The sequence below is a fragment of the Ruegeria sp. D3 genome (genome assembly GCF_056534465.1).
In genome coordinates this window covers 1-25689 of the sequence record NZ_JBQFPK010000023.1, presented here as the reverse complement: position 1 = coordinate 25689, position 25689 = coordinate 1, and the positions used below count along the sequence as shown (strand labels likewise).

The 25689-nt window shown below is 56.5% G+C and carries 30 protein-coding genes; 16 read left to right on the top strand and 14 right to left on the bottom strand.

What is annotated here, in order from left to right:
* Window positions 1–54 precede the first annotated feature (54 nt).
* Both tgt and ACR0DX_RS21765 read right to left on the bottom strand, forming a co-directional pair.
* The gene (gene tgt / locus ACR0DX_RS21770) at window positions 55–1185 is read right to left on the bottom strand and encodes a tRNA guanosine(34) transglycosylase Tgt (protein ID WP_170354043.1); all 1131 of its coding nucleotides are present in this window, start codon (window positions 1183–1185) and stop codon (window positions 55–57) included.
* Between the two features lie 63 nt (window positions 1186–1248).
* The gene (locus ACR0DX_RS21765) at window positions 1249–2160 is read right to left on the bottom strand and encodes a nucleoside hydrolase (RefSeq protein WP_170354042.1); all 912 of its coding nucleotides are present in this window, start codon (window positions 2158–2160) and stop codon (window positions 1249–1251) included.
* Between the two features lie 176 nt (window positions 2161–2336).
* Between ACR0DX_RS21765 and ACR0DX_RS21760 the strand changes: the two genes are divergently transcribed.
* From ACR0DX_RS21760 to ACR0DX_RS21750, 3 genes are all read left to right on the top strand, one after another.
* Window positions 2337–3227 carry an SPFH domain-containing protein gene (locus ACR0DX_RS21760; RefSeq protein ID WP_170354041.1) on the top strand — a complete coding sequence of 297 codons (891 nt, stop codon included), beginning with the start codon at window positions 2337–2339 and terminating at the stop codon, window positions 3225–3227.
* Window positions 3227–3505: an NfeD family protein gene (locus ACR0DX_RS21755; RefSeq protein ID WP_170354040.1), complete on the top strand. Its 279-nt coding sequence runs from the start codon at window positions 3227–3229 to the stop codon at window positions 3503–3505. The genes ACR0DX_RS21760 and ACR0DX_RS21755 overlap by 1 nt, the downstream gene beginning before the upstream one ends.
* 94 nt (window positions 3506–3599) lie before the next feature.
* Entirely contained in the window at window positions 3600–3962 is a 363-nt protein-coding gene (locus ACR0DX_RS21750; RefSeq protein WP_170354039.1) for an SUF system Fe-S cluster assembly protein, read from the top strand.
* Window positions 3963–4013: 51 nt separating this feature from the next.
* On the opposite strand, the gene ACR0DX_RS21745 is transcribed toward ACR0DX_RS21750, so the two are convergent.
* Window positions 4014–4340, bottom strand: coding sequence for a hypothetical protein (locus ACR0DX_RS21745; RefSeq protein ID WP_234899467.1), 327 nt, complete (start codon window positions 4338–4340; stop codon window positions 4014–4016).
* A 190-nt stretch (window positions 4341–4530) separates the two neighbouring features.
* Between ACR0DX_RS21745 and ACR0DX_RS21740 the strand changes: the two genes are divergently transcribed.
* Window positions 4531–4896, top strand: coding sequence for a HesB/IscA family protein (locus ACR0DX_RS21740; protein ID WP_170354037.1), 366 nt, complete (start codon window positions 4531–4533; stop codon window positions 4894–4896).
* Here the strand turns inward: ACR0DX_RS21740 and ACR0DX_RS21735 are convergent.
* Window positions 4893–5807 carry an isopenicillin N synthase family oxygenase gene (locus ACR0DX_RS21735; RefSeq protein ID WP_170354035.1) on the bottom strand — a complete coding sequence of 305 codons (915 nt, stop codon included), beginning with the start codon at window positions 5805–5807 and terminating at the stop codon, window positions 4893–4895. The two genes, ACR0DX_RS21740 and ACR0DX_RS21735, sit on opposite strands and share 4 nt — an antisense overlap.
* Window positions 5808–5930: 123 nt before the next feature.
* Between ACR0DX_RS21735 and tpiA the strand changes: the two genes are divergently transcribed.
* Window positions 5931–6680 carry a triose-phosphate isomerase gene (gene tpiA, locus ACR0DX_RS21730; protein WP_170354032.1) on the top strand — a complete coding sequence of 250 codons (750 nt, stop codon included), beginning with the start codon at window positions 5931–5933 and terminating at the stop codon, window positions 6678–6680.
* Between the two features lie 2 nt (window positions 6681–6682).
* Here the strand turns inward: tpiA and ACR0DX_RS21725 are convergent, their stop codons facing one another.
* Window positions 6683–6994, bottom strand: a complete 312-nt coding sequence (locus ACR0DX_RS21725; RefSeq protein WP_170354031.1) for a DMT family transporter — start codon at window positions 6992–6994, stop codon at window positions 6683–6685.
* 152 nt (window positions 6995–7146) lie between these two features.
* On the opposite strand from ACR0DX_RS21725, the gene ACR0DX_RS21720 reads away from it, so the two are divergent.
* On the top strand, window positions 7147–7419 hold the full coding sequence (locus ACR0DX_RS21720) for a hypothetical protein (protein ID WP_170354029.1): 273 nt from the start codon (window positions 7147–7149) through the stop codon (window positions 7417–7419).
* Between the two features lie 159 nt (window positions 7420–7578).
* Window positions 7579–8034, top strand: coding sequence for a hypothetical protein (locus tag ACR0DX_RS21715; protein WP_170354027.1), 456 nt, complete (start codon window positions 7579–7581; stop codon window positions 8032–8034).
* A gap of 38 nt (window positions 8035–8072) precedes the next feature.
* Here the strand turns inward: ACR0DX_RS21715 and ACR0DX_RS21710 are convergent, their stop codons facing one another.
* From ACR0DX_RS21710 to ACR0DX_RS21690, 5 genes are all read right to left on the bottom strand, one after another.
* Window positions 8073–9449, bottom strand: coding sequence for a TRAP transporter large permease (locus ACR0DX_RS21710; RefSeq protein WP_170354025.1), 1377 nt, complete (start codon window positions 9447–9449; stop codon window positions 8073–8075).
* Window positions 9449–10126 (bottom strand): TRAP transporter small permease, encoded by a 678-nt coding sequence (locus ACR0DX_RS21705; protein WP_170354023.1) that lies wholly within the window; start codon window positions 10124–10126, stop codon window positions 9449–9451. The genes ACR0DX_RS21710 and ACR0DX_RS21705 overlap by 1 nt, the downstream gene beginning before the upstream one ends.
* Window positions 10127–10233: 107 nt before the next feature.
* Entirely contained in the window at window positions 10234–11235 is a 1002-nt protein-coding gene (locus ACR0DX_RS21700; RefSeq protein WP_170354021.1) for a DctP family TRAP transporter solute-binding subunit, read from the bottom strand.
* A gap of 363 nt (window positions 11236–11598) precedes the next feature.
* Window positions 11599–12828, bottom strand: a complete 1230-nt coding sequence (locus ACR0DX_RS21695) for a sigma-54-dependent transcriptional regulator (protein WP_170354019.1) — start codon at window positions 12826–12828, stop codon at window positions 11599–11601.
* Window positions 12825–14558, bottom strand: coding sequence for an ATP-binding protein (locus ACR0DX_RS21690; RefSeq protein ID WP_170354017.1), 1734 nt, complete (start codon window positions 14556–14558; stop codon window positions 12825–12827). The genes ACR0DX_RS21695 and ACR0DX_RS21690 overlap by 4 nt, the downstream gene beginning before the upstream one ends.
* A 47-nt stretch (window positions 14559–14605) precedes the next feature.
* Between ACR0DX_RS21690 and ACR0DX_RS21685 the strand changes: the two genes are divergently transcribed.
* The gene (locus tag ACR0DX_RS21685) at window positions 14606–15787 is read left to right on the top strand and encodes a cytochrome P450 (RefSeq protein WP_480847366.1); all 1182 of its coding nucleotides are present in this window, start codon (window positions 14606–14608) and stop codon (window positions 15785–15787) included.
* Between the two features lie 4 nt (window positions 15788–15791).
* Here ACR0DX_RS21685 and ACR0DX_RS21680 read toward each other — a convergent pair whose 3' ends face one another.
* Window positions 15792–16271 carry an Lrp/AsnC family transcriptional regulator gene (locus tag ACR0DX_RS21680; protein ID WP_170354013.1) on the bottom strand — a complete coding sequence of 160 codons (480 nt, stop codon included), beginning with the start codon at window positions 16269–16271 and terminating at the stop codon, window positions 15792–15794.
* Between the two features lie 141 nt (window positions 16272–16412).
* Between ACR0DX_RS21680 and cobA the strand changes: the two genes are divergently transcribed.
* From cobA to infC, 7 genes are all read left to right on the top strand, one after another.
* Complete coding sequence (gene cobA, locus ACR0DX_RS21675; RefSeq protein WP_170354011.1) at window positions 16413–17189, top strand: uroporphyrinogen-III C-methyltransferase; 777 nt, start codon at window positions 16413–16415, stop codon at window positions 17187–17189.
* Window positions 17189–17503: a DUF2849 domain-containing protein gene (locus ACR0DX_RS21670; RefSeq protein WP_170354009.1), complete on the top strand. Its 315-nt coding sequence runs from the start codon at window positions 17189–17191 to the stop codon at window positions 17501–17503. Before cobA ends, ACR0DX_RS21670 begins: the two co-directional genes overlap by 1 nt.
* A gap of 65 nt (window positions 17504–17568) precedes the next feature.
* Complete coding sequence (locus ACR0DX_RS21665) at window positions 17569–19233, top strand: nitrite/sulfite reductase (RefSeq protein ID WP_170354008.1); 1665 nt, start codon at window positions 17569–17571, stop codon at window positions 19231–19233.
* A complete protein-coding gene (locus ACR0DX_RS21660; protein WP_170354006.1) occupies window positions 19223–19984 on the top strand; it encodes a phosphoadenylyl-sulfate reductase in 762 nt (253 codons plus the stop codon). The genes ACR0DX_RS21665 and ACR0DX_RS21660 overlap by 11 nt, the downstream gene beginning before the upstream one ends.
* Entirely contained in the window at window positions 19981–20388 is a 408-nt protein-coding gene (locus ACR0DX_RS21655) for a DUF934 domain-containing protein (RefSeq protein WP_170354004.1), read from the top strand. The genes ACR0DX_RS21660 and ACR0DX_RS21655 overlap by 4 nt, the downstream gene beginning before the upstream one ends.
* 105 nt (window positions 20389–20493) lie before the next feature.
* Window positions 20494–21327 carry a ferredoxin--NADP reductase gene (locus ACR0DX_RS21650; protein WP_170354002.1) on the top strand — a complete coding sequence of 278 codons (834 nt, stop codon included), beginning with the start codon at window positions 20494–20496 and terminating at the stop codon, window positions 21325–21327.
* A gap of 117 nt (window positions 21328–21444) precedes the next feature.
* Window positions 21445–22035, top strand: a complete 591-nt coding sequence (gene infC, locus ACR0DX_RS21645) for a translation initiation factor IF-3 (RefSeq protein ID WP_331251861.1) — start codon at window positions 21445–21447, stop codon at window positions 22033–22035.
* A 35-nt stretch (window positions 22036–22070) separates the two neighbouring features.
* Here the strand turns inward: infC and ACR0DX_RS21640 are convergent, their stop codons facing one another.
* From ACR0DX_RS21640 to ACR0DX_RS21630, 3 genes are all read right to left on the bottom strand, one after another.
* Window positions 22071–22472 carry a hypothetical protein gene (locus tag ACR0DX_RS21640; protein WP_170354001.1) on the bottom strand — a complete coding sequence of 134 codons (402 nt, stop codon included), beginning with the start codon at window positions 22470–22472 and terminating at the stop codon, window positions 22071–22073.
* A 71-nt stretch (window positions 22473–22543) separates the two neighbouring features.
* On the bottom strand, window positions 22544–23860 hold the full coding sequence (locus ACR0DX_RS21635; RefSeq protein WP_170353999.1) for an aspartate aminotransferase family protein: 1317 nt from the start codon (window positions 23858–23860) through the stop codon (window positions 22544–22546).
* The gene (locus ACR0DX_RS21630; RefSeq protein WP_480847361.1) at window positions 23857–24615 is read right to left on the bottom strand and encodes a beta-keto acid cleavage family enzyme; all 759 of its coding nucleotides are present in this window, start codon (window positions 24613–24615) and stop codon (window positions 23857–23859) included. Before ACR0DX_RS21630 ends, ACR0DX_RS21635 begins: the two co-directional genes overlap by 4 nt.
* Window positions 24616–24704: 89 nt before the next feature.
* Here ACR0DX_RS21630 and ACR0DX_RS21625 point away from each other — a divergent pair, with 89 nt between their 5' ends.
* Window positions 24705–25604: a MurR/RpiR family transcriptional regulator gene (locus tag ACR0DX_RS21625; RefSeq protein ID WP_170353995.1), complete on the top strand. Its 900-nt coding sequence runs from the start codon at window positions 24705–24707 to the stop codon at window positions 25602–25604.
* Window positions 25605–25689 lie beyond the last annotated feature (85 nt).

Below are 25689 nucleotides of genomic sequence, written 5' to 3'. Positions count from 1 at the left end.
GGCACCGCGCCGGAATATCCACCGATTTTAACACAACTGACGCAATGTGCGGCATCAAATCGGTTCAATATCGCCCTGTGCGCGCTGCGCGTGGAACTTGGCCTGCCATGCCTCGAATGTTCCAGTTGCAATAGCGTCGCGCATTCCCTGCATGATATCCTGGAAATAATGCAGATTGTGCCACGTTAGCAGCATCCCCGAGATCATCTCGTTCGAACGGAACACGTGGTGAAGATACGCGCGGGAATAATTCGAGCAAGCCGGGCATTTGCATTGCTCGTCCAGCGGTCGCGGATCGTCGGCGTGACGGGCGTTTTTGATGTTCACCACACCATACCGCGTAAACACCTGCCCTGTTCGGCCGGAACGCGAGGGCAGAACACAGTCCATCATGTCAATACCGCGAGCGACTGCGCCAACGATATCATCAGGTTTGCCAACACCCATGAGGTAGCGCGGCTTGTCGACCGGCAGCATATCCGGCGCAAAGTCCAGAACATCGAACATGGCCTCTTGCCCTTCACCTACGGCCAGTCCACCGACGGCGTAACCTTCAAAGCCGATTTCCTTCAACGCTTCAGCAGATTCTTCGCGGAAATCCTGCTCTAGCCCGCCTTGCTGAATGCCGAACAGCGCATGGCCCGGACGGTCGCCAAAGGCATCACGGGATCTCTGCGCCCATCGCATCGACAGCCGCATGGACGAGGCAATCCGGTCTCGGTCAGCAGGCAACGCAGGGCATTCGTCAAAGCACATAACAATATCCGAGCCCAAAAGCCGCTGAATCTCCATCGACCGTTCCGGCGTCAACTCGTGCTTGGAGCCGTCAACATGGGATTTGAACGTTACACCCTTTTCGGTCAACTTGCGCAACCCGGCAAGCGACATGACCTGAAAGCCGCCCGAATCCGTCAAAATCGGACGATCCCAATTCATGAATTTGTGCAACCCGCCCAAACGGTCGATCCGCTCGGCGGTGGGACGCAACATCAGGTGATAGGTGTTGCCCAGCAGAATGTCCGCACCCGTCGCACGTACGCTTTCCGGCATCATCGCCTTGACCGTCGCCGCCGTTCCGACCGGCATGAAGGCCGGAGTACGCACTTCACCACGCGGAGTGTGGATTACTCCGGTTCTGGCTTTGCCATCGGTGGCCTTCAGGTCAAAAGAGAAACGTTCGGTCATTCGGTGCCTCGGGGTCGCTGAACCGGGCAGCGTTTGCCCGATCCGCGCGCCCAATGCAACCCGTCAAGGAAGAGAGGCGACGCGCTCGGTAAACAGCTGCACAACCCCTGCCCCATCCACATCGCGGCAAACTCGGATTGGCGGGCGAGAGGGGTCGGGGCGCGTGGCACCGATTTCAGAGCCAATTGTGGTAACTTTTACCCCGGTCTCAACCATGTCGAACATCCCATCATGCGTACAGGCGATCACAGCCGTGGAGTCGTGGAGCCCACACCCCTCAAGACCCCCAATTTCCTTGTAGAAATTGAGATAGAACCGAGAGATATCCCGCAAGAACCCGCCAATATCCGTAGATCGTCTCGCCAACGCTTCGAAATCGGCGGTTTCGTAAAGGGTTTTAAGCGTGACATCTAAGCCGACCAGAACAGTATCCGGAGGCGAAGAGAACACCTCATCCGCTGCTGCAGCGTCGTGGTAAATGTTAGCCTCGGCGTGTTCGGTAATGTTACCTGGGCAAAACACGGCCCCACCCATAATGACCAACCGCTTGATGTTGCGTGAAAACTCGGGGTCCAAGCGCATTGCCGCAGCGATGTTGGTCAGCGGTCCCACGGCACAGACCACCAATTCACCACGATGCGCTTTCGCCATTTCCACAAGGAATGCGGCGGCGTCCAGCGAATGGTTCGTCCCTACCTCTGGAATATCCGTCAAGTCACCAAAGCCTTCGGGACCGTGAACACGCTCGGATGGCGCGTGATCGGTCCTACCCAGCGCGAAAGGCGCACCTTCGGCGACCGGTGCTTCTACAGCCAGTCGATGCAAAAGGTAACGCGCATTTCGGCTGGATTGGTGGACATGCGTGTTGCCGAAAACGGTGGTCAGCCCCAATAGATCAATTTCCGAGGCCGCCGCCGCATAAGATATGGCCATGGCGTCGTCGATGCCGGGATCGGTGTCGATAATAAGTTTCATGCACGTCCGATAGCGCAATCACCAAGGGATGCAAAGCGGCCACATTCGGAAATTTCCCCCTTACATCCGAACGTTCATAGATTTGAATCTAATCCTATACCCGCCATACCTGACTTGAAATTGGGCAAGTCAACCCCTAAATGTATACTATAGTACACAATAATGAGAGGACAGATATGACCGAAGACCAGATTATAGGATTGCTTTCGTCGAACATCATTTTCGTTCTTGGCGCCGTTCTGATTGTCGTTGTTATCTTCAAGGGCATTAAGATCGTGCCTCAGTCGGAAAAATACGTGATTGAACGCTTTGGCCGCCTGCACTCGGTCCTTGGGCCAGGTATCAACTTTATTGTTCCGTTTCTTGATGTTGCACGTCACAAGATATCCATTCTGGAACGCCAATTGCCCAATGCGACGCAAGACGCGATTACTAAGGACAACGTGTTGGTGCAAATCGACACCTCGGTCTTTTACCGCATTCTTGAGCCTGAAAAGACCGTCTACCGCATCCGCGACGTAGATGGTGCGATTGCCACCACTGTGGCTGGGATCGTCCGGGCCGAGATCGGCAAAATGGACCTGGATGAGGTTCAGTCGAACCGTGCACAGTTGATCAACCGCATTCAGGAAAGTGTGGAAACTGCCGTGGATGACTGGGGCATCGAAGTGACCCGTGCCGAGATTCTGGATGTGAATCTGGATCAGGCGACGCGCGATGCGATGTTGCAGCAGTTGAACGCCGAACGCGCCCGTCGGGCACAGGTCACCGAGGCCGAGGGTCAAAAACGTGCGGTCGAATTAAACGCCGACGCCGAGCTGTATGCGGCCGAGCAAACCGCCAAAGCTCGTCGTATTGAAGCTGAAGCCGAAGCTTATGCCACCGGTGTTGTGGCCAGGGCCATTCAGGACAATGGTATCGAGGCCGCGCAATACCAGGTTGCGTTGAAACAAGTCGAAGCGCTGAACGCGCTGGGCGCTGGCAATGGTTCGCAGACAATCGTTGTGCCTGCAAATGCCTTGGAAGCGTTTGGCGATGCCTTTAAGATGCTGAAGGGAGGCAAGTAATGGCAGACCCGTTCTGGCTGACATGGTGGATTTGGTTGGCGGGGGCATTGGCCCTCGGCATCCTCGAGATTGTGCTGCCGGGATTCATCTTTCTGGGCTTCGCAATCGGCGCGGCGATCACTGGGTTGTTGCTGATCATCCCAGGTGTGGCGCCATCCCTGCCGGTTCTGCTGCTGATCTTTGCTGCATTGTCGCTGATAGCATGGCTGGTCCTGCGACGGATGTTCGCCCTGCCCCACGGTCAAGTGAAGACCTTTCGGCACGACATCAACGAATGAACCCACTGGTGCCCGCTTTGGGCACCACGCCACCTCTGGACGCTGCCCATAGCTTTCCCTATATAAAAGCTCAGGAAACAGACCCGAGGCACGAATGACTCACCCCAGCGAACAGTTTGAAGGCACGCCATTGATTGCGCCTTCGACAATTGAGCACCCCCTGTATGACGCAGTGGTCGAGGCCTGCCGGTCAGTCTATGACCCTGAAATTCCAGTTAACATCTATGATCTGGGTTTGATCTATACCATCGACATTTCCGGCGAGAACGCGGTGAAAGTGATCATGACCCTGACTGCACCGGGTTGCCCGGTAGCAGGCGAAATGCCCGGCTGGATCGTCGAAGCTGTCGAGCCGGTTGCGGGCGTCAAGGAAGTCGATGTCGAACTAACTTGGGAACCCCCCTGGGGAATGGAGATGATGTCAGACGAAGCCCGTTTAGAGCTGGGCTTCATGTAAGCACGACCTGATATCTTGCTGAAAAACCGCCCCTCTGACCGGGCGGTTTTTTTATTTGACGTCGCAGGTTGACCTGATCTCGGCAGCCCTTTCGTCCAGCGCTTTTACGTAGTCGCCTGAAAGCATTGATAACCGCTTCTTCTCCGTCCCGGTCACCAGCCCCAACAACGCACCTGCGGGCAATATCGACACGACACTTTCAACTTGCTGGTCCTGTGCATGTTTCTTTTCTGCTGCGATGGCGCGTAAGTCGCCTTCGGCCGTCGCACAGTTTACCGGGTGCCGCTTGCCGTCCACAGCTGCGGATGCAACGCCTGCGACCACTATTGCAATCGAGATAAACAGGCCCGCCTTCAACACCTTGGAGAGTTTATGCATGTCCATGCACCTTTCGTTATCCACTGCCATACCCTGTTCGCAGGCTAGGCCGACCCATTGTCTGAACGCAAGCATGGGTTCCGTCTGACGGCAACCTTACTGGAAAAGTTAGGTAAGCACGGCTGCTATGTCTTGAGACTGTTTCACCTAAGCACTAAATTGGAGATAACGCGCGACAACGGAGACCACTATGTTCGGCATTCCCGGCAAACAAGCGGTGACGATCACACCGAAAGCTGCGACCCAGATTGTAAGCCTGATGAAATCAGGTGGACATGCCGGGCTGCGCATCGGTGTCAAGAAAGGTGGCTGCGCAGGCATGGAATACACCATGGACTACGTGGACGAAGCCGATGCCAATGACGAGGTCGTAGAACAGGATGGCGCACGGGTGATGATCGCCCCTATGGCACAGATGTTTCTGTTCGGAACCGAGATCGACTATGAGGTTTCGCTGCTGGAATCCGGCTTCAAGTTCCGCAACCCTAACGTTGTCGATGCCTGCGGTTGTGGCGAGTCGATCAAGTTTGACGAAACGCTCTCGGCCCAGCGTTAAGACGCTTCTTTCAGGTGAACATAGGTTTCGTTGAACCGCGTCGTCAGGTGTTCTCCGGCACGAATAACCTTGTCTGAATTCGGCGGAGCAACATTTGTGTCGTAGGACGGATTGAAGAACAGCGGCACCGAGATCCGTTCCTCAGACCCTCCTACCACCCGGTGCAACGTGGCTTTGACCCGACCGTCGGTCCAGAATTCCAGCATTTCACCAAAGTTGATAATGAAGGTTCCGGGTCGGGCTTCGGCCGGTTCCCATTTTCCGTCAGGCATTTGAACCTCTAGCCCAGCGGTTCCATCTGTGGCCAACAGTGTCAGGCACCCATAATCGGTATGTGCGCCGATTCCAAAATCCTGATGCCCTGCCCAGACGGGGCGCTGAGGGTAGTAATTGCCGCGCAGCAGGGCCATGGGCGTTTCAAATGCGCTGTCGAAGCTGGCTGCATCTCGCCCCAGGGCCACAGCGATTGCCCTTAGAACGCGCATCGCGACTGCACTGGCGTCGGTGTAGTAGGTCTGGATGGTATCTTGGAAGCCGGCCGGCGCCTTGGGCCATTGGTTCGGCGCATAAACGCTCAGGTCCTTGGCTGCATAGAGGTTTCCTGCTGGTAGTTCGTATCCGCAGTCAAAAACCTCTTTAAAGTCGGGGTTGGCATTCGGGTCGACCTGTTCGGATTGCGAAGCGCCCCACCCTCGGTTTGCCCCCGTCTTAGCCATATCAACGCGCGCTTTCTGGGCCTCGGGTAAGTGAAAGAACTTTCGATAGGCTTCAATGACCGACGTGCACCGTGATGCATCCAAGCCTGTATTGGACACAGTCAGGAAACCCACCTCACCGATTGCGTGCAGCAGGCGGGCCAACTCATCGGGCTCGCGTCGGTCCAGTTTTTCTAGGTCCAGGTTGTTGATCATGAGGGCCTCGGAAATTGCGCGTGAGTTGTGCCGTTTTGGCAGCTAATCCGCAACCAGAATTGTCAGTATGTCCGCACGGTGCTATCCGATGTGCAAACAATAGCTTAAATGGGGGATCCTATGATGCGGCGCAAGCTTGCGGCAGGGAATTGGAAGATGAACGGAACGGCTGCGGATTTAGCCGAGTTGGAGGCGCTGTCAAGGACCTACCCTTCCCCATCAGTTGATGTGCTGATTTGTCCACCCGCAACGCTGATACACCGTGCTGCGCAAACGGTAGGTGAAGCCGGGATCATGATCGGCGGTCAGGACTGTCATACCGCGTCATCCGGTGCGCATACTGGCGACATAAGCGCCCAGATGCTGATGGACGCCGGGGCATCAATGGTGATCCTTGGCCACTCTGAACGGCGCGAAGATCACGCCGAACAGAACGAAGATGTTCGCGCCAAAGCGCGTGCGGTTATGGATGCTGGCCTAAAGGCCATCATCTGCGTCGGTGAAAGCCTTGAACAGCGGGAAGCGGCCAACACGCTGGACATCATTGGCGGCCAGATGTCGGGCTCGATCCCGGACCAATCCACCGGCGAGAACCTGATCGTGGCCTATGAACCCATTTGGGCCATCGGCACCGGAAAAGTTCCCACATTGGACGAAATCGGAGAAGTCCACGACTTTATCCGTGCGCGTCTGGAACGGCGGTTTGGCGAAGGCGTGGGGCGGTCCGTCCGGCTGCTTTACGGCGGCTCGGTCAAGCCCGGCAATGCGGCGGATATCTTTGCCGTGTCCAACGTGGACGGTGCCTTGGTAGGTGGCGCCAGCCTTAAGGCTGACGACTTTTCCGGCATTATCGACGCATTGCAGAACGCCTGAGACTACGCCAGTTTCATCGTTACCAGACCGGCCACAATCAGGGCGGCTGCGATAAGGCGCGGGGCTGTCACGGCCTCGCCCAGAAAAACAACGCCAACGGCAAAAGCACCGATGGCCCCAATTCCGGTCCAAATCGTGTAGGCTGTGCCAAGTGGCAGATCACGCATTGCCAAAGCCAAAAGTCCGAACGATGCGACCATGAAAACACCCATAATGGCTGTAGGCCAAAGACGGGTGAAACCGGCAGATTGCTTCATGGCAACAGCCCAGCCAATCTCGAGAACACCGGCGAACAGAAGAAAAATCCAAGGCATTGGGACACCTCTCATATCTTCGAGTCGTCCCGAACGATACACAGGTTTAGATGAGGTCGTCCTCGGCCCTCAATCTGGGCACTAAAAATTCCTCATTCAAGAGCATTTCTTTCACAAAACTGCAGCCTGACCGTCACATCCCGCCACTAAAGATGCAGAAATCGCATTTTTTCACCGCAAACTTGAAGTCGCGCGGTGGCCGCAACCAAACGGATGGAAACCTGATGACGGAAACCTCTGGCAAAGCCTGTGTCCTGTGCATGAAATGGGGTACGCCGTTCAGTGCGCATGATGTCAACATGCTGTTCGCGGCTGTCCGGGATCATTTGCCCGTAGACCATGACTTCATTTGCATCACAGATGACACCACCGGGCTTGATCCCGCCATCAAGACGCACGCCCTGTCCTTTCCCCAATTGGATTAGTCGGAATGGGTTCACGGCAAATGGCCCAAATTGCTTATGTTCGACAGACGGATTGTGTAAGGCTACGAAACAGCGCTGTTCCTTGACCTCGATCTCTTAGTAACCGGTGAACTCACGCCTTTGTTGCTCAGCGTACGTGAACGCGGCGGGCTTTACCTTATGCCTAAGTTTCGCGCCTTCGTGTGGCGTGCGATACCCGCAGCGTTCTGGGATCGTGTTCCGGGGCTTATGAACCTGGTCACGCGCGGGAATTCTTCTGTGGTCGGATTTATACCCAAGCAGCAGTTCCACCTGTATGAGAACTTTGACGCGGCCCGCGACCTGAAGGCTTACAAGAATGATCAGGACTATATCTCAGGACGGGCGTGGCGACGTCGGTGCTACCCGAACGATTGGTGTATCGGTATAATACACCTGGTCCCCTATTGGCCGTTCAATCTGATTTTCCGAAAGTACCGCAACCTGCCAAAACGCCCTAAAATCGCTATCTTGAACGGAAACCCGAAAGCGCATGAGCTGGTGGGGCAGAATGTCGGGGAATGGGGAACGAAGCGCCGCCGTGGCTTTGGCAGCATTGGCTGGGTTGAGACGTATTTACAGAAATACAGCGCGTAAGAAGAAAGGCCGGTCCCAAGAGGATCCGGCCTTTTTCTTTAGTTCGTTATGATCTCTGGCCCCATGAAGGTGTTGGGCAAGAAGGTCGATATCCATGGGATATACGTGACCATGATCAGGAAGACGAACAGAACCGCCAGGAAAGGCAGCGCCGCCTTCACGACGCTCATCATCGGCATACCGGCCACACCCGAGGTCACGAACAGGTTCAAGCCGACCGGAGGTGTGATCATCCCGATCTCCATGTTGACCACCATGATGATGCCCAGATGGATTGGGTCGATTCCCAGCTCGATGGCAATCGGGAACACCAGCGGCGCGACGATTACCAGCAGGCCCGAGGGCTCCATGAACTGACCACCGATCAGAAGGATCACGTTCACCACGATCAGGAAAGTCACAGGACCCAGACCTGCCGACAACATTGCGCTAGCGATATGCTGTGGCACTTGCTCGTCCGTCAGAACGTGTTTCAGGATCAGTGCGTTGGCGATCACGAACAGCAGCGTGACAGTCAGCTTGCCGGCCTCGAACAGCGTATGCTTGGTGTCCGGGTGAAAGAACGCGGTTACCAGCGCATAAGGCTTTTTGATCAAAGGCAGGTTCTGCTGTCCCTCTTCGGTGCTGAGCGGCCCCATATCTTTGTAGACAAAGCTGGCAATCAGGAAAGAGTACACCGCAGCGACGGCTGCCGCCTCGGTCGGAGTGAAGATACCGCCATAGATACCACCCAGAATGATGACGATCAGGAACAGGCCCCATCCGGCTTCGCGCGCCGAGGCAAAGATCTCGCCCCACCCTTTCCAATCGCCTTTGGGCAGGTTCTTTACCTTGGCCATGACATAGATGGTGATCATCAGCATCAGACCCGCCATCAGGCCTGGAATAACGCCTGCAAGGAACATGCGCCCGACGGACACCTCAACGGCGGCCGCATAGACGACCATCACGATCGACGGCGGGATCAGGATGCCCAGAGTACCAGCGTTGCAGATCACACCAGCGGCGAATTCCTTGGAATACCCCACCTGACGCATGCCCGCGATCACGATGGAGCCGATGGCAACCACGGTCGCCGGGGACGACCCCGACAGCGCCGCAAACAACATACAGGCAAACACGCCCGCAATCGCCAAACCACCCGGAAGATGCCCCACACAGGCAATCGAGAACCGGATGATCCTCCGCGCCACACCGCCCGTCGTCATGAAGGACGAGGCCAGAATGAAGAACGGGATCGCCAACAGGGTGAAATGGCCCTCGAATGCCTCAAACAGTGTGCCCGCGACCGAGGCCAGAGAGCTGTCGGAATAGATCAGCAGGAACAGGGTCGAACTGAGGCCAAGCGCCACCGCAATCGGAACACCGATCAGCAGCAGGCCAATGACCATTGAGAAAAGAAGAACGACGTCCATTAGTCATGCACCCCTTGTTGTGCGCGGACTTCTTCGATCTCGTCCTCGACTTCGTGGCTGGCGACAAGGCGGTCGGCCTCTCCGCGCCAGATTTGAATGGCGGCTTGCGTAAACCGGATCACCAGCAACAGCATGGATACGGGCAGCACCAGATACGGAATGACCTTTGGGATTTTCTCGTACCCTTCACCATAGTTGATCAGGTCTTCCAGAAAGCGCAGCGGCGCGACCATCGGAATATCGTCAACCTCATAAAAACTCTGACTGCGCGCCCCGGTATCAAACCCGGTTGGGAACCAGCGCCCCGACGTGGGTGGCAGATCCGCAAACACAGCCCAATAGTCATACGACCCCTTCAGCAACAGCAACGAAAAGACCAGACAGCAAGCCACCGCGATCAGAGCCAGCATGCGGCGCGGTGCAGGTGGCAACATGTTCAGGATCGCATCAACGCCCAGATGCGCATGTTTCTTGACCGCATAAGACGCGCCAAGCAGCACCAGCCACCCGAACATGAACACGGTCATTTCAAGTGCCCACAGGATATTGGAATTAAAGGCAAACCGCGCGATCACGTTGGCAAACGTCACAGCCGTCATCAGGCCAAGCAACACCGCGATCAGGGTTTCCTCGATATGGTCGATCAGCCCGCCTTGGCCGGGATTCGCACCAGACATCTCTCTGTCCCCACATTTTTAGGATGATTGATTGGGGCGGGCCTGATGCGGCCCGCCCGGCCTGCGCGTCGATAACTCCCCAGTCCCCCGACGCGCGGCGATCCGGATCAGAACCCGGCGTTGATCGCCTGAGCGGCGTCGATTTTGTCTTGGCCTACATCACCGGCGAATTTGTCCCAAACAGGCTTCATGGCATCGACCCAAGCCTGACGCTGTTCAGCGTTCAATTCACGGATGGTGCCACCAGCGTCGATAACCGACTGCTTGGCCGCTTCGTTGACTGCAAAGGCTTCTTTGTTACGCGTCTCGGTGACTTCACCCAAGATCGTCAGGAATTGATCGCGCACTTCGGGGTCCAGGCTGTCCAGCCAGTCAACCGAGGTCACGACCAGATAGTCGATAATACCGTGGTTGGTTTCGGTGATACCGTCCTGCACCTCGAAGAACTTCTTGCCATAGATGTTCGACCAGGTGTTTTCCTGGCCGTCCACAACACCCTGCTGCAGTGCGCCATACACTTCCGAGAACGCCATCTTTTGCGGGCTACCACCGATCGCTTCCATTTGCGCGACCAGCACGTCCGACGACTGCACGCGGAACTTCAGGCCATTAGCATCTGCCGGTGTTTCCAGTGGCTTGTTGGCGGACATCTGCTTCATGCCATTGTGCCAGAACGCCAATCCCTGCAGACCGCGGCGCTGCATGCTGTCCTTCATGGCCTGACCGTCGGCCGAAGCTTGGAACGCATCCACTGCATCGATGTTCTTGAACATGAACGGCAGGTCAAACAACCGGAATTGCTTGGTGAATTTTTCAAACTTGGACAGCGACGGCGCAGCCAGCTGAACATCGCCCTGCAACATAGCCTCAAGGACCTTGTCGTCATTATAGAGGGTCGAGTTCGGGAAAACCTCCATACACATGACGCCATTCATTTCATCGTTCACACGCTGCTCAAGCAGCGACGCTGCAATACCCTTGGGGTGCTTGTCGGTGTTCGTCACATGAGCGAACTTCACCACGATCTCACCATCGTCACACGCTGCCATACCGGCAGTTGCCGTCACAGTCAGAGCAACTGCTGTCGCGGCTGTTGTCAGGAATTTCATCTGTCTTTTCCTCCCAGACTTCTCAGAAACTTCTCAAGAGCGCCGCCAAGGCGCCTTATGCCGGGCAGTGAACCGAATCGTCTGCCACCGCTCAACTTTTTGTTGGGGATGCGCGAGATTCGTTTTAAGCCTTTGTTTTTATTTCATGTATCAGCGTTTCAACTAAGTCTGCCGTGAACCAACCTGGACTACGTGCGAAATTCCACACAAGGAAATCTGCCTTTGTGCGGATTTTCGCACATATTTCGAATCGTACGGTTAGAATCACCCGACAACACCGGCGCCACCGCAGTCCGCACCAGCGGACTGCCACGCCCAACGCCTTGAATTGCATGAAAATGGAGTGACAGGCGGCGGGAGAACCTACCTTCGGTAATCCTCGGGGCGAATGCCATAACGCGCTAGTTTGTCATAGAAGGTCTTGCGCGGCAGTTTTAGCGCTTTGGCCGCGTCCGAGGCCTTGCCATTGTGGCGCCCCAAAGACGCAATCAAAAGCGAACGTTCGACTTGGGCCATCTGCTCACTCAGCCCCAGTTCTGCGGCCGAAGCGACCTCGTCCGGCATCCCAAGAACAAACCGCATGGCCGCTGACATCAGGGATCGCGCATTGCCCGGCCAGTCCTGCGTCATCAATGACGCCAAATGTTCCGACGTGATATCCGGTGCAGCAATCCCGGCCTGCTCGGCCGCTTGTGCAACATAGTGGCGAAAGATCACCGGAATATCCTCGGGGCGTTCAGCAAGCGACGGTATCCGAACCCGCATCACGTCCAAACGATAGAAAAGGTCGGCATGAAACTGTCCCGCATCAGACAAGCGCGCGAGATCAGCAGTGGTTCCGGCGATGATACGCGCGCCGACCCCTTGCTCGACGATTTCAAGGGCAGCGTACTGGGTTTCAGTCGGCATCGCCGAAATCTCATCCAAAAACAATGAGCCCCCCGCGGCGTCCTCGCAAACATGTCGTAACTCCTGCACCGTCAACCCCGAGGCAGGGCGTTTGACAAACGGGCCTTGCGATTGCGGAGACATCAAATGCACCACTTCAGCCACCTTTGAAATGCCGCTGCCTGCGGGGCCGGTCACCAGAACCTCTACCCCTGTCCGGGCAACCGTACGAACCCGTTCCCTAAGCCGCTCGGCTTGCGCAGACAGGCCGAACAGAAGCCGCGCGGCTGGATCTCCTTTTTCCAACTCATGTTTCAAGGTACGCTGTTCCAGAACGTGTCGCCGCGCCGCCTGTGCGCGTTCCAGAACCTCGAGCAAGTCCGAGGCAGCGCATGGTTTTTCGAGAAAATCAAATGCACCTGTCCCCATCGCACGAACGGCCATGGGGACATCACCTTCGCCAGTCAACAAGATCACCGGCAGATCGGCATCAACCTCACGCGCGTAGTTCAACAGGTGAAACCCGTCACGTCCGGGCATCCTGATGTCCGACACGATAACACCTGCAAAATCAGCCCGAATGTGATCCTTGGCGGCTACGAAAGACCCAGCAGTCACGGGCGCGTAATCCGCCAGCTCCAGCGTTTGGGCCAAAGCCTCGCGCACCGCCGCATCGTCATCGACCAAAAGGACCTTTCGTGTCATGCGACCTCATCTTCCCGGTAATACTCAAGCTCGACCGTGAACATCGCCCCTGTCTGCGCGTTGGTTCCACGGATGTTACCACCAAAACTCTGGACCAACCCGTAAGAGATCGAGAGGCCCAACCCCATCCCCTCGGACGATCCCACAGCCTTGGTGGTATAGAACGGCTCGAACAGTTTTTCAGTGTTTTCGATACCTGGGCCGATATCGCGCACCGTGACCGCCAGTTTGTCACCCGTCTCGATCGCAATATTGATCAACTTGTCATCCTGCTGGCTCATGGCATCGGCGGCGTTGTTGATCAGGTTCACAAACACCTGAACAAGCCGCACCTCGCCGCCCCAAGCAAAAACAGGACCAGAAGGCAGCTGCCATTCCAGTTCGACCCCTTCGGACCGCAGGCGCGCATCGGTCAGTTCGACAGCCGTTTCGATCACCTGAACCAAGTCGACCTTACCCATAGGTTCACTTTCGTTTCGGGCAAAGGCCCGAAGGTTTTTGATGATGCGCGCCATCCGCGCCGCCATGTCCGATATGCGTGTCAGATTTTCAGCCGCACGCCCCTCGCGCCCACGCGACAAAAATGCTGTGCCATTATCGGCAAATTGCTGGATCGCCATGAGCGGCTGGTTTAGTTCGTGGCTGATCCCGGCGGACATCTGCCCCAATGCGCTTAGTTTTCCGGCCTGTATCAGCTCGGCCTGGGCTTTCTTTAATGCGGTTTCAGCCTCTTGCCGCTCATGAACTTCGCGCCTGAGAGCGGTGTTGGCAGCCGTCAGAGCACGGGTTCGCTGCGCAACACGACTTTCCAGAACGACATTGGCCTGCGCCAGCGTCCTGCGCCGCTCCGTCGCCAGGAACAACAAGGCGCCAAAAGCAAAACAGATCGCAGCTACCGCAGCAGCCTGCAGCCCTGCCAAACGCCGCGCCGGAGCAACATCGACCAAAACCTCGGCCGTCATGTCGATCACAGGCAAATCAAGCGTCAGGTGCAGCGCACGTTCAGGCAGATACCTGCCCCACCCCAATCGCCAAAGCTCGTGCCCACCGATCATGGTCGAGGCGAAATCGGTCGCATCCCCTTCTGGCGGAGACAGGCCCTGCTGACCCTCGGACCGATACCAGAACAGAAGGTCGGACCGGTTCGAGATAAAGACCACCCCTTCGGAATCCACAAAGAAAACGGCCTCGGTACTGCCGCGCCATGTTTGTTCGACATCCTGAACATCGGCGACGACCATCAAGGCCCCTTGCACCCGACCCAATGCATCAAATGTCGGTGCTGCGTAAGAATAAATGCGCGCACCGCTTTCGGGAAGGACCCCGTGCGCACTCCCCAAAGCGCCCTGCAATGCGCGTTCGAACGCTGGGTGACCCGCCAGACTGCCCTGCGCGATCGGCTGTGCAGCGGTCAGAACCCGACCATTGCGGTCCAGATATAACATGTTGACAGCAGCTGTCTTATCGGCCACGTCCAGCAACATGGCTTGTGCCGCCTGACGTTGTGAGGGTGTGTCCAGCGTAGCCAGCGCAGGATGGCCCGCCATCAGAACGGCCAATTCCTGATAGACCTGCATCTGAGTGCTTAACCGGTCCGCGGCCAGTTCCAAATCGGCCTCGGCCTTCTCGCTAAGCTGCGACAACGCCTGCCTGAACCCGTAGGACCAGACGCCCGCCGACAGCAGCGCGACCGAGAACAGAAAACCTATGACGACGAATGCTCTGTGCATATCCTAGGGTCTTGCATTCAGCGCGGCCTATGGCAAGTCTGCGCGGCATGAAGAAAATCTCGCAGTCGCCGGTTGATCCCGTATTCGTTCAGGACCCCTATCCTTTTTATGACCATGCGCGCAGGTTCGGAGACCTGTTTTTCTGGGAAGACTACAACAAGGTTGCCGCAGTATCGCACAGAGCCGTTCAGACATTACTGAAAGATCGGCGATTTGGGCGCGAGAAGCCAACCGAATTGCAAACCCCCGGCCCCGATCATCTGGCAGCTTGGCAGGCGATCGAGGATCATTCTCTTCTCGAACTGGAACCTCCGCGCCACACGCGATTGCGTAGTCTGGTCATAAGGGCCTTTACGTCCCGCTCTATTGCCGCGATGACCCCAGACATCGAACAACTGTGCCGCGACCTTATCCACGAATTTCCCGACGAACCGTTCGATCTGCTGCAGACATATTGCACGCAGGCGCCAGTGATCACCATTTGCCGGTTGCTGGGCGTACCCGAGCATATGGCCCCTGACCTTCTGCAATGGTCCCACGATATGGTCGCGATGTACCAGGCAAACCGAACCCGCCAGACCGAAGACCGGGCAGCGCAGGCATCAGCGCAATTCACTGAGTTCCTAAGCAATTATATCGACCTGCGCCGCGTCGAGCCGGGTCCAGATCTGATCACAAAGCTGATCGCAGCCGAGGAAGACGGCGAAAAGCTATCGCGGGACGAATTGATTGCGACTTGTGTGCTTTTGTTGAATGCCGGACATGAGGCGACGGTCCATGCGTTGGGAAATGGCGTGCAGACACTGCTTCAGACCGGAACAAGGCCAGACGTATTGGATGAGAACCGGATTGACGGCACCGTTGAGGAGATCCTCAGATATGACCCGCCCTTACACATGTTCACACGCTACGCCTATGAGCAGGTTGATCTTTTCGGCCACAGCTTCAAACGCGGCGATGAGGTCGCCTTGTTGCTTGGCGCTGCAAACCGCGACCCTTTCGTTTGGGCCGATCCAAATCAGTTCTTACCCAGCCGAGACGTCGTAACAAATACCAGCTTTGGCGCAGGGCTGCATTTCTGCGTCGGCGCGCCATTGGCGCGTCTCGAGATGCGCATCGCCCTCAAAACCCTATTTGATCATTGCCCGTCCCTGCGCCTAGAGGGCGATCCGGACTATTCCAACACGTACCACTTTCACGGGTTGACCCGCCTGATGGTCACGACCTGACGGATTATTCTGCGACCAGAGCGTTCAGCGGCAGCATTGTGGTCGATTTGATCTCTTCCATGGACAGCAGTGCGGTCACATTGTGAACCCGCACTTCCGAGATCAGCGTTTGGTAGAATTCGTCGTAAGCCCGCGCATTTTTGACCCGAACCTTGAGGATGTAGTCAATGTCACCCGCCAAACGATGCGCCTCTTGCACCTCGGGACGGTCGCGAAGGGCCTTAAGGAATTTGCGCTGCCAGTCTGCTTCGTGTTCGGACGTGCGTATAAGAACGAAGAACGTCGCTTCAAAACCCAGTGCCTCGGCATCCAGCAAGACGGTCTGTTGACCGATCACACCGGCCCCCTTCAGCTTGCGGATTCGGTTCCAGACCGGGGTCTTCGAACTGCCAACACGCGCGGCAATTTCGTCCAGTGATTGGCTGGCATCGCGCTGCAGCTCAACCAGAATTTTCCGATCTGTGTCGTCAATGCGCACCGACATCCCAATTTTTCCTTTGTTTCGAAACTCACGTTCTCCAACGCGCCGTCGAAAGAACATTTGTTCTTATTTGTGCACCCATATGGCGCAATACCGGGAATATTTCCTATATTGCAGGTCAAGTCAAACGAACCGGAACCAAACATGCAGAACGCGCATTCACATAACGGAGCAGGACATGTCGACTTTGTCGGCGCGGGTCCGGGCGATCCTGAATTGCTGACGCTCAAGGCGTTGCGTGCGTTTGAATGCGCGGATGTGGTTTTGCATGATCGGTTGATAAGTGCCGAAGTTCTGGAATTGGCCGGCAAGACTGCTGTTCTGGTTGATGTTGGCAAAGCCGGGTTCGGCCCCTCGTGGAAGCAGCAGGATATCGACGCACTATTGGTGGAACATGCGCTGAACGGACAGCGCGTCGTCCGGTTGAAATCCGGTGACCCCACCGTGTTTGGGCGTCTGGACGAAGAGATCGAGGCCGTTGAAGCCTCGGGCATCTCGTGGGCCATCATCCCCGGTATTACTGCGGCGTCCGCAGCTGTTGCTGGGATCGGTCAAAGCCTGACCCGACGTGGCCGAAATTCCTCGGTCCGGTTCTTGACGGGGCACGACATGAAGGGTTTTGCCGATCACGACTGGGCTGCTTTGGCACGCCCAGGTTCCGTCGCAGCAATTTATATGGGTAAGAAGTCAGCCCGTTTCATCCAAGGCCGACTGATCATGCACAGTGCGGATCGAGAAACCCCCGTTACGTTGATCGAAAACGCATCGCGTTCCGACCAACGCGTTATGGCCACCAATTTGGATCGCCTACCCGCTGATCTGACCGCCGCCGAAATGGGCGGCCCTACCCTGACATTCATTGGCCTTGAACCGCGCCAAGCGGCCCAGGCCCTGACCGAATTCAATAAGGAGCACGCCTGATGGCCCGCGCTTTTACCCCCAAAATCGTCACCGCAAACGACTTGCTGGAAGGCGACGTGATCTACCTGACTGAAGATGACCGCTGGTCGCGTGATCTGGCCGAAGCCGAACTGATCACCGACGAAGCCCACGCACAGGTCCGTCTGCTAGACGCCGCACGTCAGGCCAACAAGATTGTTGGAGCCTATCTGGCCGATGCCGTGGCTGGTGAAAACGGCCCCGAACCCACCCATTTCCGCGAGGACTTCCGGCGTACTGGCCCGTCCAACTATGCCCACGGCAAGCAGGAAACAGCAACGCAGCCCCGGGCCTGAGCTCAGGCCCTCTCTCTCCCCTTTCAAGGCCCCAGGTTCGGGGCTGCAACTAAGGACAGCTAATCATGTATCGCTACTCCGAGTTCGACACAGCATTTTTGGCAGAACGTAACAAGCAGTTCCGCGCACAGGTTGAGCGTCGCATCGACGGCTCGCTGACCGAGGATGAATTCAAACCCTTCCGTCTGATGAACGGTCTGTATCTGCAGCTGCACGCCTATATGCTGCGCGTCGCCATTCCCTATGGTACGCTGTCCAGCGCACAAATGCGCCAGCTGGCGCTTCTGGCCGAGAAGTGGGACAAGGGTTATGGCCACTTCACCACCCGCCAGAACATCCAGTATAACTGGCCCAAGCTGAACGACGTGCCGGATATGCTGGACGCGCTGGCCGAGGTGGGCATGCATGCCATCCAGACCTCGGGCAACACTATCCGAAACGTGACTGCGGACCATTTCGCCGGTGCCGCCGCGGATGAGATCGCCGACCCGCGCCCCTATGCCGAGCTGCTGCGCCAGTGGTCCACTGATCACCCGGAATTCCAGTTCATGCCGCGTAAGTTCAAGATCGCCATCACCGGCAGCGAAAACGACCGCGCCGTGATCAAGGCACACGATATCGGCCTGCAACTGGTCGAGCGTGACGGCGTTCTGGGTGCCCGCGTGATCGTAGGTGGTGGTCTGGGCCGCACGCCGATGATCGGCAAGGAATTGTCGGATTTCGTCGCCTTTGACGATCTGCTGGCCTATCTTGAAGCGACTGTGTCCGTCTGGAACCAGATCGGCCGCCGCGACAACAAATACAAAGCGCGCATCAAGATCACCGTCCACGAAAACGGTATCGACACCATCCGCGCCAAGGTCAACGAGCGCTTCCTGCAGGTTCGCCCGCAGTTCAAAGGTGCCGATATGGCGTTGTTGGAAGAGATCAAAGGCCACTTTGCAGCGCCTGATTTCCGTCAGGGCTCGGTCGCGTCGTTTGAAAGCGCCTATACCAACGATCCGGTCTTCCGGTCGTGGGTTGATACCAACATCGCGCCGCACAAGAACGCGGATCATGCGATTGTCACGATCTCGATCAAAAAGCACGGCGCGACGCCGGGTGATGCGACCGCTGAACAGATGCGCGTGATGGCCGATCTGGCGGAAGAGTTCGCTTATGACGAGCTGCGCATCAGCCACGAACAGAACGTGATCCTGCCGCATGTCCACAAATCGGACCTGCCCTCGATCCACGCCAAGCTGAAGGAATACGAGCTGGCGACCGCCAATATCGGCCTGATCAGCGACATCATCGCCTGCCCGGGCATGGACTACTGCGCATTGGCCACCGCACGCTCGATCCCCGTTGCTCAGGAAATTGCGACCCGTTTCGACGATCTGAAGCTGGAGCATGATATCGGCCACCTGAAGATCAAGATCTCGGGCTGCATCAACGCTTGTGGGCATCACCACGTTGGCCACATCGGCATCCTGGGCTTGGATCGTGCAGGCGTCGAGAACTATCAGATCACTCTGGGCGGCGACGGCACCGAAACAGCAGCCATCGGCGATCGGACCGGCCCCGGCTTTGCCTATGATGAGATCGTTTCCGCAGTCGAGCGGATCGTGAACACCTATCTGGAACAGCGCGACAGCCCCGAAGAAGAGTTCCTGCAGACCTATCGCCGTGTCGGCATGGCTCCGTTCAAGGCAGCTCTGTACCCCGAGGCTCAGGCGAATGCCGCTTGATCTGATCCAGACGGAACTGGGCAAAGACCGCAGCGAACTGACCGAAAAGGTCGAGGCGCTGAACGCCCGGTTCCGGCATCACAGCGCGCATGACGTGATGCATGGTGCCATCGAAGAGATTGAAGACCTTGCCCTGGTGTCCAGCTTCGGGGCCGAGTCAGTTGTGTTGCTGCATATGGCGGCTGTGGTCGACAAGATGACCCCGGTGCTGTTTGTGGACACGCAGATGCTGTTCACCGAAACGCTGGAATACCAGCAGGAGGTCAGCGAACGTCTGGGCCTGAAAAACGTGCAAATCATCCGCGCCGAAGATGAGGATGTGCAGCGCGACGACCCTTACGGCGCGCTGCGTCTGCGGGATACGGATGCATGCTGCAACTTGCGCAAAACCTTCCCGCTGCAAAAAGCCCTGACGGGCTATTGCGGCTGGATCACAGGGCGCAAGCGGTTCCAGTCCGGCACCCGCGCCGCGCTTGACTTCTTTGAGGTCGAGGACGGCACCGGTCGGATCAAAGTTAACCCGCTGGCCCATTGGGCGCCCGAGGACGTGCGCGCTTATATGGAAGAAAACAACCTGCCCCGGCACCCGCTGGTGGCCAAAGGATACCCTTCGATCGGCTGTGCGCCCTGCACCTCACCGGTCAAAGAGGGCGAAGACCCCCGCGCCGGGCGCTGGCGCAACCAGAACAAGGAAGAATGCGGCATCCATTTTGTCGATGGCAAAATGGTGCGCGCCGGAGAGACAACATGAACGTAATCGTAACTGATGAGGGCTTTGCCCCCGACGACTGGACCGATGGGTTTGTCACGCTGGAAGACGCCGCCAACGACGTGGTTGCGCTGGATGTGGCTTCGGACACCGACCCGGATGAACTGTATGACCGCCTCGGCAGCGCCAGAATGGTTCGCGTGGACTTTCCGTCCTCGGCCGATGGGCGCGGGTTTACCATCGCGCGCATTCTGCGCCTGAAAGGCTATACCGGGCGTTTGCGAGCGCGCGGCCATGTGTTGGCCGATCAGTTTGCGATGGCCCGTCGCAGCGGCTTTGACGAAGTCGAGATCGACCAGGCTTTGGCGCAACGCCAGCCCGAAGATCAATGGCTGGCCCGCGCCAACTGGCGGGATAACAATTATCAATCCCGCCTGCGCGGATAACTGAACTTTACGTCAGTCAGTGCGACGTTGGGGCAACTGCCCCTTTTCCTGACGTGGATCAAAGATTAAACGGAGATGTCGGTTTACCCAACCGGCAGTGAAACGATGACAGAGATGAAGCCCGTGACCGAAGCAACCGCCGTAAAGGCCCCCGTTCTGCCGGACGCGCAGACCGTAACCGACGTCAAACATTGGACCGACAGCCTGTTTTCCTTCAAGGTTTCGCGCCCTGCCTCGCTGCGCTTCCGCTCGGGCGAGTTTGTGATGATCGGCTTGCTGGGCGACAATGGGAAACCTTTGCTGCGCGCATATTCCATTGCATCGCCGTCCTGGGACGAAGAACTTGAGTTCTATTCGATCAAGGTGCAGGACGGCCCTCTGACCTCGAAGCTGCAGCACATCAAACCCGGCGACCAGATCATCCTGCGGCCCAAGCCCGTTGGTACGCTGGTCCATGACGCTCTGCTTCCGGGCAAACGTCTGTGGTTCTTTGCCACCGGCACCGGCTTTGCCCCCTTCGCCTCGCTTTTGCGCGAGCCGCAGACCTATGAGGATTACGATGAGGTCATCATCACCCATACCTGCCGCGAAGTGGCCGAGCTGGAATATGGTCGCCAACTGATCGAAAACATCCGTCAGGACGAGATGCTGGCCGAGTTGATGGGCGAAGGTTTCGCCGACAAGATCCGGTATTACCCGACCACCACTCGGGAAGAGAGCCCCAAGATGGGCCGCATCACCGACCTGCTGAAAGACGGCACTGTCTTTGCTGATCTGGGCATCGAAGGCGGCATTAAGCCGGAAACCGATCGCGGCATGGTCTGCGGGTCGCTAGCTTTCAATCTGGATATCAAAGAGATTCTGGAGGAGTTCGGCCTGCGCGAAGGCGCCAATTCCGAGCCCAAGGAATTCGTGATCGAAAAAGCCTTTGTAGGCTAAACTGACCGCGCCGGGCACAGGAATGACTGTGGTCGGCGCATAAAGCTGCTGTGATACCTGGGAAATTCGGTCTTTTCGGCGCGGATCACGCTTGAATCAGCGCGCCGGGCGGTCTAAATTTCGGGCTCGAATTTCTGCAATCATCAAAGGAATGAACCCATAGCTCGCAGACCTCACAACGCGCCGCCTCAGAGAGATACCGGCCCGCGCGTCAATGAAAAAATCCGTGCCCCCGAAATACGCCTGATTGGCGCTGACGGCGATAACGTCGGGGTGGTTCATCCCGCCAAAGCCATGCAACTTGCCGCAGATGCGGGCCTTGACCTGGTCGAGATTTCGCCCAATGCGAACCCGCCGGTCTGCAAGATCATGGATTTTGGCAAGTTTAAGTACGAGACGCAAAAACGCGAAGCCGAGGCGCGCAAAAAACAAAAAGTCATCGAGGTGAAAGAGGTCAAGTTCCGACCCAACACCGACACGCATGACTATGACGTCAAAATGAAGAACGTTTTCAAGTTTTTGGAAAAAGGCGACAAGGTCAAAGTCACTCTGCGGTTCCGTGGCCGTGAGATGGCGCACCAGAACCTTGGACGCGAATTGCTGGAACGTGTCGCCGAGGACATCAAGGAACTGGGCAAGGTCGAAAACATGCCCAAGATGGAAGGTCGTCAAATGATCATGATGATCGGGCCGCTTCCTCAGAAGTAATCAGGACCGCGTAAACCCTGAAGAAGCCTCCTTTTTTAAAGGGGGCTTTTATTTTGCGATCTGGCTTTTACCCAATGGAATGAATCGTGCAGGTCAAAGCCCAGCGATATCGTATCAATGATAAGAAGCAACGTCAGGAAACCGGCGTATTCAGGCGAAAGCGCCGAATCTGCGGACAACACCATCGCGATGACTATCACCAAAGGCCCCCAGCACAACAGGTGCGGCAAAGCCATCGCCTTGCTCATCCCTCGAGCGGCTAGCATGATCGGAATATTCAGGGCCATACCGGTTACTGCCAAAACGGCGATTAACTCACCGTGTGGTTGATCCATAAAAGCCAAAGGCGCAAGGTTAACCGGGATTAAAACTACGAGAACCCAAATCTGAACCCATGTTGGAAGACTTCGAAAACTCGCCCAAATATCGTTAACCATTACACTCGCCCCAATAAAAAATTTGACTAATACTTTATTGAGTTAAAAAGAAAAGTCAGTTCACAAGGGTGTTATAGCACGGTCGAAATCGCTTTGCCCAGCTTCCAGGTTAATTCCTCGATCTGTGTGTCTTCAATGACAAATGGCGGCGCGAGAAGAATGTGGTCCCCCACACGTCCATCGCGAGTACCAGCCATAGGGTAGCAGATCAGACCTTCGGCAAATGCGGCCTGTTTGATCTTTCCAGCCAGTCCTTTCGCCGGATCAAATGGACGCTTGCTGCCCTGATCAGCGACCAGTTCGATTCCCCGGAACAAGCCCCGGCCTCGAATATCCCCGACATTGGGATGCTGACCAAAAGCGTCTTCTAGTGAACGCTGGAGCTTTTGACCCATCTCCCCGGCTCGGGCGGGCAGATTGCGTGAGGTTAGCTCCTGGAGAACGGCCAAAGCTGCCGCCGTTGCAACGGGGTGGCCAACATAGGTGTGGCCGTGCTGAAAGAACCCCGTCCCGTCCCGGATGGCGCTGTAAATCCCATCTGTACAAAGCATCGCGCCTATCGGTTGATAGCCAGCCCCTAGGCCTTTCGCGATACACAATATGTCAGGAACAACTCCGTCGTGATCGCAAGCGAACAAGTGACCCGTGCGCCCCATTCCGCACATCACTTCGTCCAAGATCAAAAGCACACCGTATTTGTCGCAGATTTCACGGATTCGCCTGAAATAGCCGTCAACAGCAGGGACAGCACCCAGAGTTGCCCCGACAACGGGTTCAGCCATAAAGGCCATAACGCTGTCCGGACCCAGGCGCAAAATTTCATCTTCCAACTCGTTGGCGACGCGTTGGCCGTAGTCAAAGCTGCTCTCTCCGTCAGGTTTTTCAGCATATTCGTAACATGGTGCGATATGCGTCATCTCTATCAGCATGGGCGCAAACTGCGCCCTACGCCAGGCATTGCCGCCAGCAGACAGCGCGCCCAACGTATTCCCGTGGTAACTTTGACGCCGCGCAATTACATGCCGTCGATCCGGCTGACCAATCTCAAGGAAATACTGTCGGGCCAACTTTATCGCCGCTTCCGTCGCTTCGGATCCTCCGGATACAAAGTAGACGCGGTCCAGATTTCCCGGCGCATTTTGTATCAACATCTCGGCCAATGCTTCCGCCGGCTCCGAGGTCATGAACCCCGTGTGAGCAAAAGCAATCTTCTCAACCTGATCCTGAACGGTCTTGATGACCGACTGGTTTGAATGCCCCAGACACGACACGGCTGCATCTCCGCAATCCAGGTATCGACGTCCCTGACTGTCGATCAAATACGCCCCGTCACCCGCGACAGCGACCGGCAGTTTCGACTTCGTGTGTCTCGGAAATATGTTGCTCATAACGAACCTTTCTTAAGTGATGTAACCAGAGTCGATACGGACGCCGCATTGTCCGCCCAAACCGTTCCGTCTGGCCTGTACAGACTGTTTTCAAACCCGACCCGCACGTCTCCCCCGCGCGAGGCCGCCAGACGCAAACAAGCGTGTTCCTGTTTCCCGAATGCGCAGACCATCCAGGGTGACACTCCTAAGGGAAACTGATCCAGAACTTCGAGCGCGGATTCTTGCCCCTGCGTATACCGTCCCAGTACCAGAAGTCGGTCTGTCTGAGCCGATTTGACTGTTCTGTCGGCCTGCCAATAGGACAGCAGAGCTGCATCTTCAGCATCATAAAGGATATGCTGTACGCGCGCTTCCATATCCGCACACACTGCGTACACTTTTGCAGCCAATTCCGGTGATCGAGCGATTTCGCGCACCGAGATTGAGACCCATTCAGGTTGAACCTTGGTAAGACAGTCCAACTGCTCGGCAACATCGTAAATACCGGCGGCCTCGGTCGTGATCTGGATATCCATGCCGGGAACGGCGCGCCGCAACTCGGTTATCGCTTCGAGATATCGCCCCGGATCCAACGAATGCGCTCCTTGTTCGTCACGCACATGCAGATGGAGACCGTGTGCTCCGGCAGAAAAACATGCCTTTGCCGTCGACACTATATCGTCGATCCCAACAGGAAGTTCTGCGTGGTCTTGCGACGTGCGTCGCGCGCCATTTGGCGCGACCAAAACGTAAGGACGGGCTGTGTGCTTCATCGATGCGGCCTTGATTGCTTGGGCTCACTCTAGCTGTGTGCGAACACGTTTTTCATTTACAATTTTCATAACAAATGTTTTTTTACACTATGCCAGATACACCGACCCGAATTACGCACAAGCTGCGAGACGACATCTCATCAATGCCACCGGGCCTTCAGGCGGCGGCTAAGTATATTATCGATCACCCCGGCGACTTCGCGTTGGACTCTATTAGGGTTACGGCCAGTAATATCGGTGTCAGCCCGAACGTCTTGGTTCGGTTGGCTCAGCGCATGGGGTATGACGGCTTTGAAGCGTTCCGCACACCCTTCCGCAAAACTCTGGTCACCGACCAAGAATCCAAGCTGGGCCAAGAGTGGCTGGACACCACAGAGTCCGGAAGTGAACTGGATCGGGCACAAGTGAAGTTCGCACACAATTCGTTGAATGTCGTGACCCGCTCTCTGAGACTTATGCAGCCTGCGAAGGTTTCAAAAGCCATTCACTACATCAGCGAATCAAACAGATGTTTTGTGACAGCAACACGGGCAAGCTATGCCTTAGCCTACTATTTTTCATACGCGGGTCGCATGGCGCATCCTGGCATACAGCTTGCTCCGCGACATTCGGGGTCCGTCATCGATGACCTGTTGGACTCGAATGATCGGGACTGCCTGATCGCCATCACGTTTCATCCCTATTCCGCCGAAACAATCGCCGCGATGCGCTTTGCGACACAAAGGGGGCTGAAAGTCATTTTGATTTCCGAAAGCGACGTGATCGCCCCAGGCATCGAACCTGACGTTGTTTTTCAGGTCAGCACCCGATCTCAGCATCATTTTTCCAACTTCGCGGGTGCTACGGCGGTTCTGGATTGCCTTTTGGGGCATCTATTTGAAACCGGTGGCGAAGATGCGCGCAAAAGAGTCGAGCGCTACCAAAAAGCGCGCGAAGATACCGGCGCGTATTGGCAACCGTCCAAACTCCCGCGACTTCGTCGATCCTAAAGTCAGCCCTGTTTTTTTCAGGGCTGACGTTTGATTTAGCTACAGGCTTGGACGGCGCGTTTGGTCATGACGCTGACCAGATGTG

Coding starts and splice junctions, on each gene's coding strand:
- ACR0DX_RS21650 (WP_170354002.1), top strand. CDS start 20,494: ATGACAGAGATGAAGCCCGTGACCGAAGCAACCGCCGTAAAGGCCCCC.
- ACR0DX_RS21670 (WP_170354009.1), top strand. CDS start 17,189: ATGGCCCGCGCTTTTACCCCCAAAATCGTCACCGCAAACGACTTGCTG.
- ACR0DX_RS21625 (WP_170353995.1), top strand. CDS start 24,705: ATGCCAGATACACCGACCCGAATTACGCACAAGCTGCGAGACGACATC.
- ACR0DX_RS21755 (WP_170354040.1), top strand. CDS start 3,227: ATGGCAGACCCGTTCTGGCTGACATGGTGGATTTGGTTGGCGGGGGCA.
- ACR0DX_RS21740 (WP_170354037.1), top strand. CDS start 4,531: ATGTTCGGCATTCCCGGCAAACAAGCGGTGACGATCACACCGAAAGCT.
- ACR0DX_RS21760 (WP_170354041.1), top strand. CDS start 2,337: ATGACCGAAGACCAGATTATAGGATTGCTTTCGTCGAACATCATTTTC.
- ACR0DX_RS21745 (WP_234899467.1), bottom strand. CDS start 4,340: ATGCATAAACTCTCCAAGGTGTTGAAGGCGGGCCTGTTTATCTCGATT.
- ACR0DX_RS21695 (WP_170354019.1), bottom strand. CDS start 12,828: ATGACACGAAAGGTCCTTTTGGTCGATGACGATGCGGCGGTGCGCGAG.
- ACR0DX_RS21750 (WP_170354039.1), top strand. CDS start 3,600: ATGACTCACCCCAGCGAACAGTTTGAAGGCACGCCATTGATTGCGCCT.
- cobA (WP_170354011.1), top strand. CDS start 16,413: ATGCAGAACGCGCATTCACATAACGGAGCAGGACATGTCGACTTTGTC.
- tgt (WP_170354043.1), bottom strand. CDS start 1,185: ATGACCGAACGTTTCTCTTTTGACCTGAAGGCCACCGATGGCAAAGCC.
- ACR0DX_RS21635 (WP_170353999.1), bottom strand. CDS start 23,860: ATGAGCAACATATTTCCGAGACACACGAAGTCGAAACTGCCGGTCGCT.
- ACR0DX_RS21640 (WP_170354001.1), bottom strand. CDS start 22,472: ATGGTTAACGATATTTGGGCGAGTTTTCGAAGTCTTCCAACATGGGTT.
- ACR0DX_RS21725 (WP_170354031.1), bottom strand. CDS start 6,994: ATGCCTTGGATTTTTCTTCTGTTCGCCGGTGTTCTCGAGATTGGCTGG.
- ACR0DX_RS21680 (WP_170354013.1), bottom strand. CDS start 16,271: ATGTCGGTGCGCATTGACGACACAGATCGGAAAATTCTGGTTGAGCTG.
- ACR0DX_RS21735 (WP_170354035.1), bottom strand. CDS start 5,807: ATGATCAACAACCTGGACCTAGAAAAACTGGACCGACGCGAGCCCGAT.
- ACR0DX_RS21765 (WP_170354042.1), bottom strand. CDS start 2,160: ATGAAACTTATTATCGACACCGATCCCGGCATCGACGACGCCATGGCC.
- ACR0DX_RS21685 (WP_480847366.1), top strand. CDS start 14,606: ATGAAGAAAATCTCGCAGTCGCCGGTTGATCCCGTATTCGTTCAGGAC.
- ACR0DX_RS21690 (WP_170354017.1), bottom strand. CDS start 14,558: ATGCACAGAGCATTCGTCGTCATAGGTTTTCTGTTCTCGGTCGCGCTG.
- ACR0DX_RS21720 (WP_170354029.1), top strand. CDS start 7,147: ATGCAGAAATCGCATTTTTTCACCGCAAACTTGAAGTCGCGCGGTGGC.
- ACR0DX_RS21665 (WP_170354008.1), top strand. CDS start 17,569: ATGTATCGCTACTCCGAGTTCGACACAGCATTTTTGGCAGAACGTAAC.
- ACR0DX_RS21715 (WP_170354027.1), top strand. CDS start 7,579: ATGCCTAAGTTTCGCGCCTTCGTGTGGCGTGCGATACCCGCAGCGTTC.
- tpiA (WP_170354032.1), top strand. CDS start 5,931: ATGCGGCGCAAGCTTGCGGCAGGGAATTGGAAGATGAACGGAACGGCT.
- ACR0DX_RS21700 (WP_170354021.1), bottom strand. CDS start 11,235: ATGAAATTCCTGACAACAGCCGCGACAGCAGTTGCTCTGACTGTGACG.
- ACR0DX_RS21660 (WP_170354006.1), top strand. CDS start 19,223: ATGCCGCTTGATCTGATCCAGACGGAACTGGGCAAAGACCGCAGCGAA.
- ACR0DX_RS21655 (WP_170354004.1), top strand. CDS start 19,981: ATGAACGTAATCGTAACTGATGAGGGCTTTGCCCCCGACGACTGGACC.
- ACR0DX_RS21705 (WP_170354023.1), bottom strand. CDS start 10,126: ATGTCTGGTGCGAATCCCGGCCAAGGCGGGCTGATCGACCATATCGAG.
- ACR0DX_RS21710 (WP_170354025.1), bottom strand. CDS start 9,449: ATGGACGTCGTTCTTCTTTTCTCAATGGTCATTGGCCTGCTGCTGATC.
- ACR0DX_RS21630 (WP_480847361.1), bottom strand. CDS start 24,615: ATGAAGCACACAGCCCGTCCTTACGTTTTGGTCGCGCCAAATGGCGCG.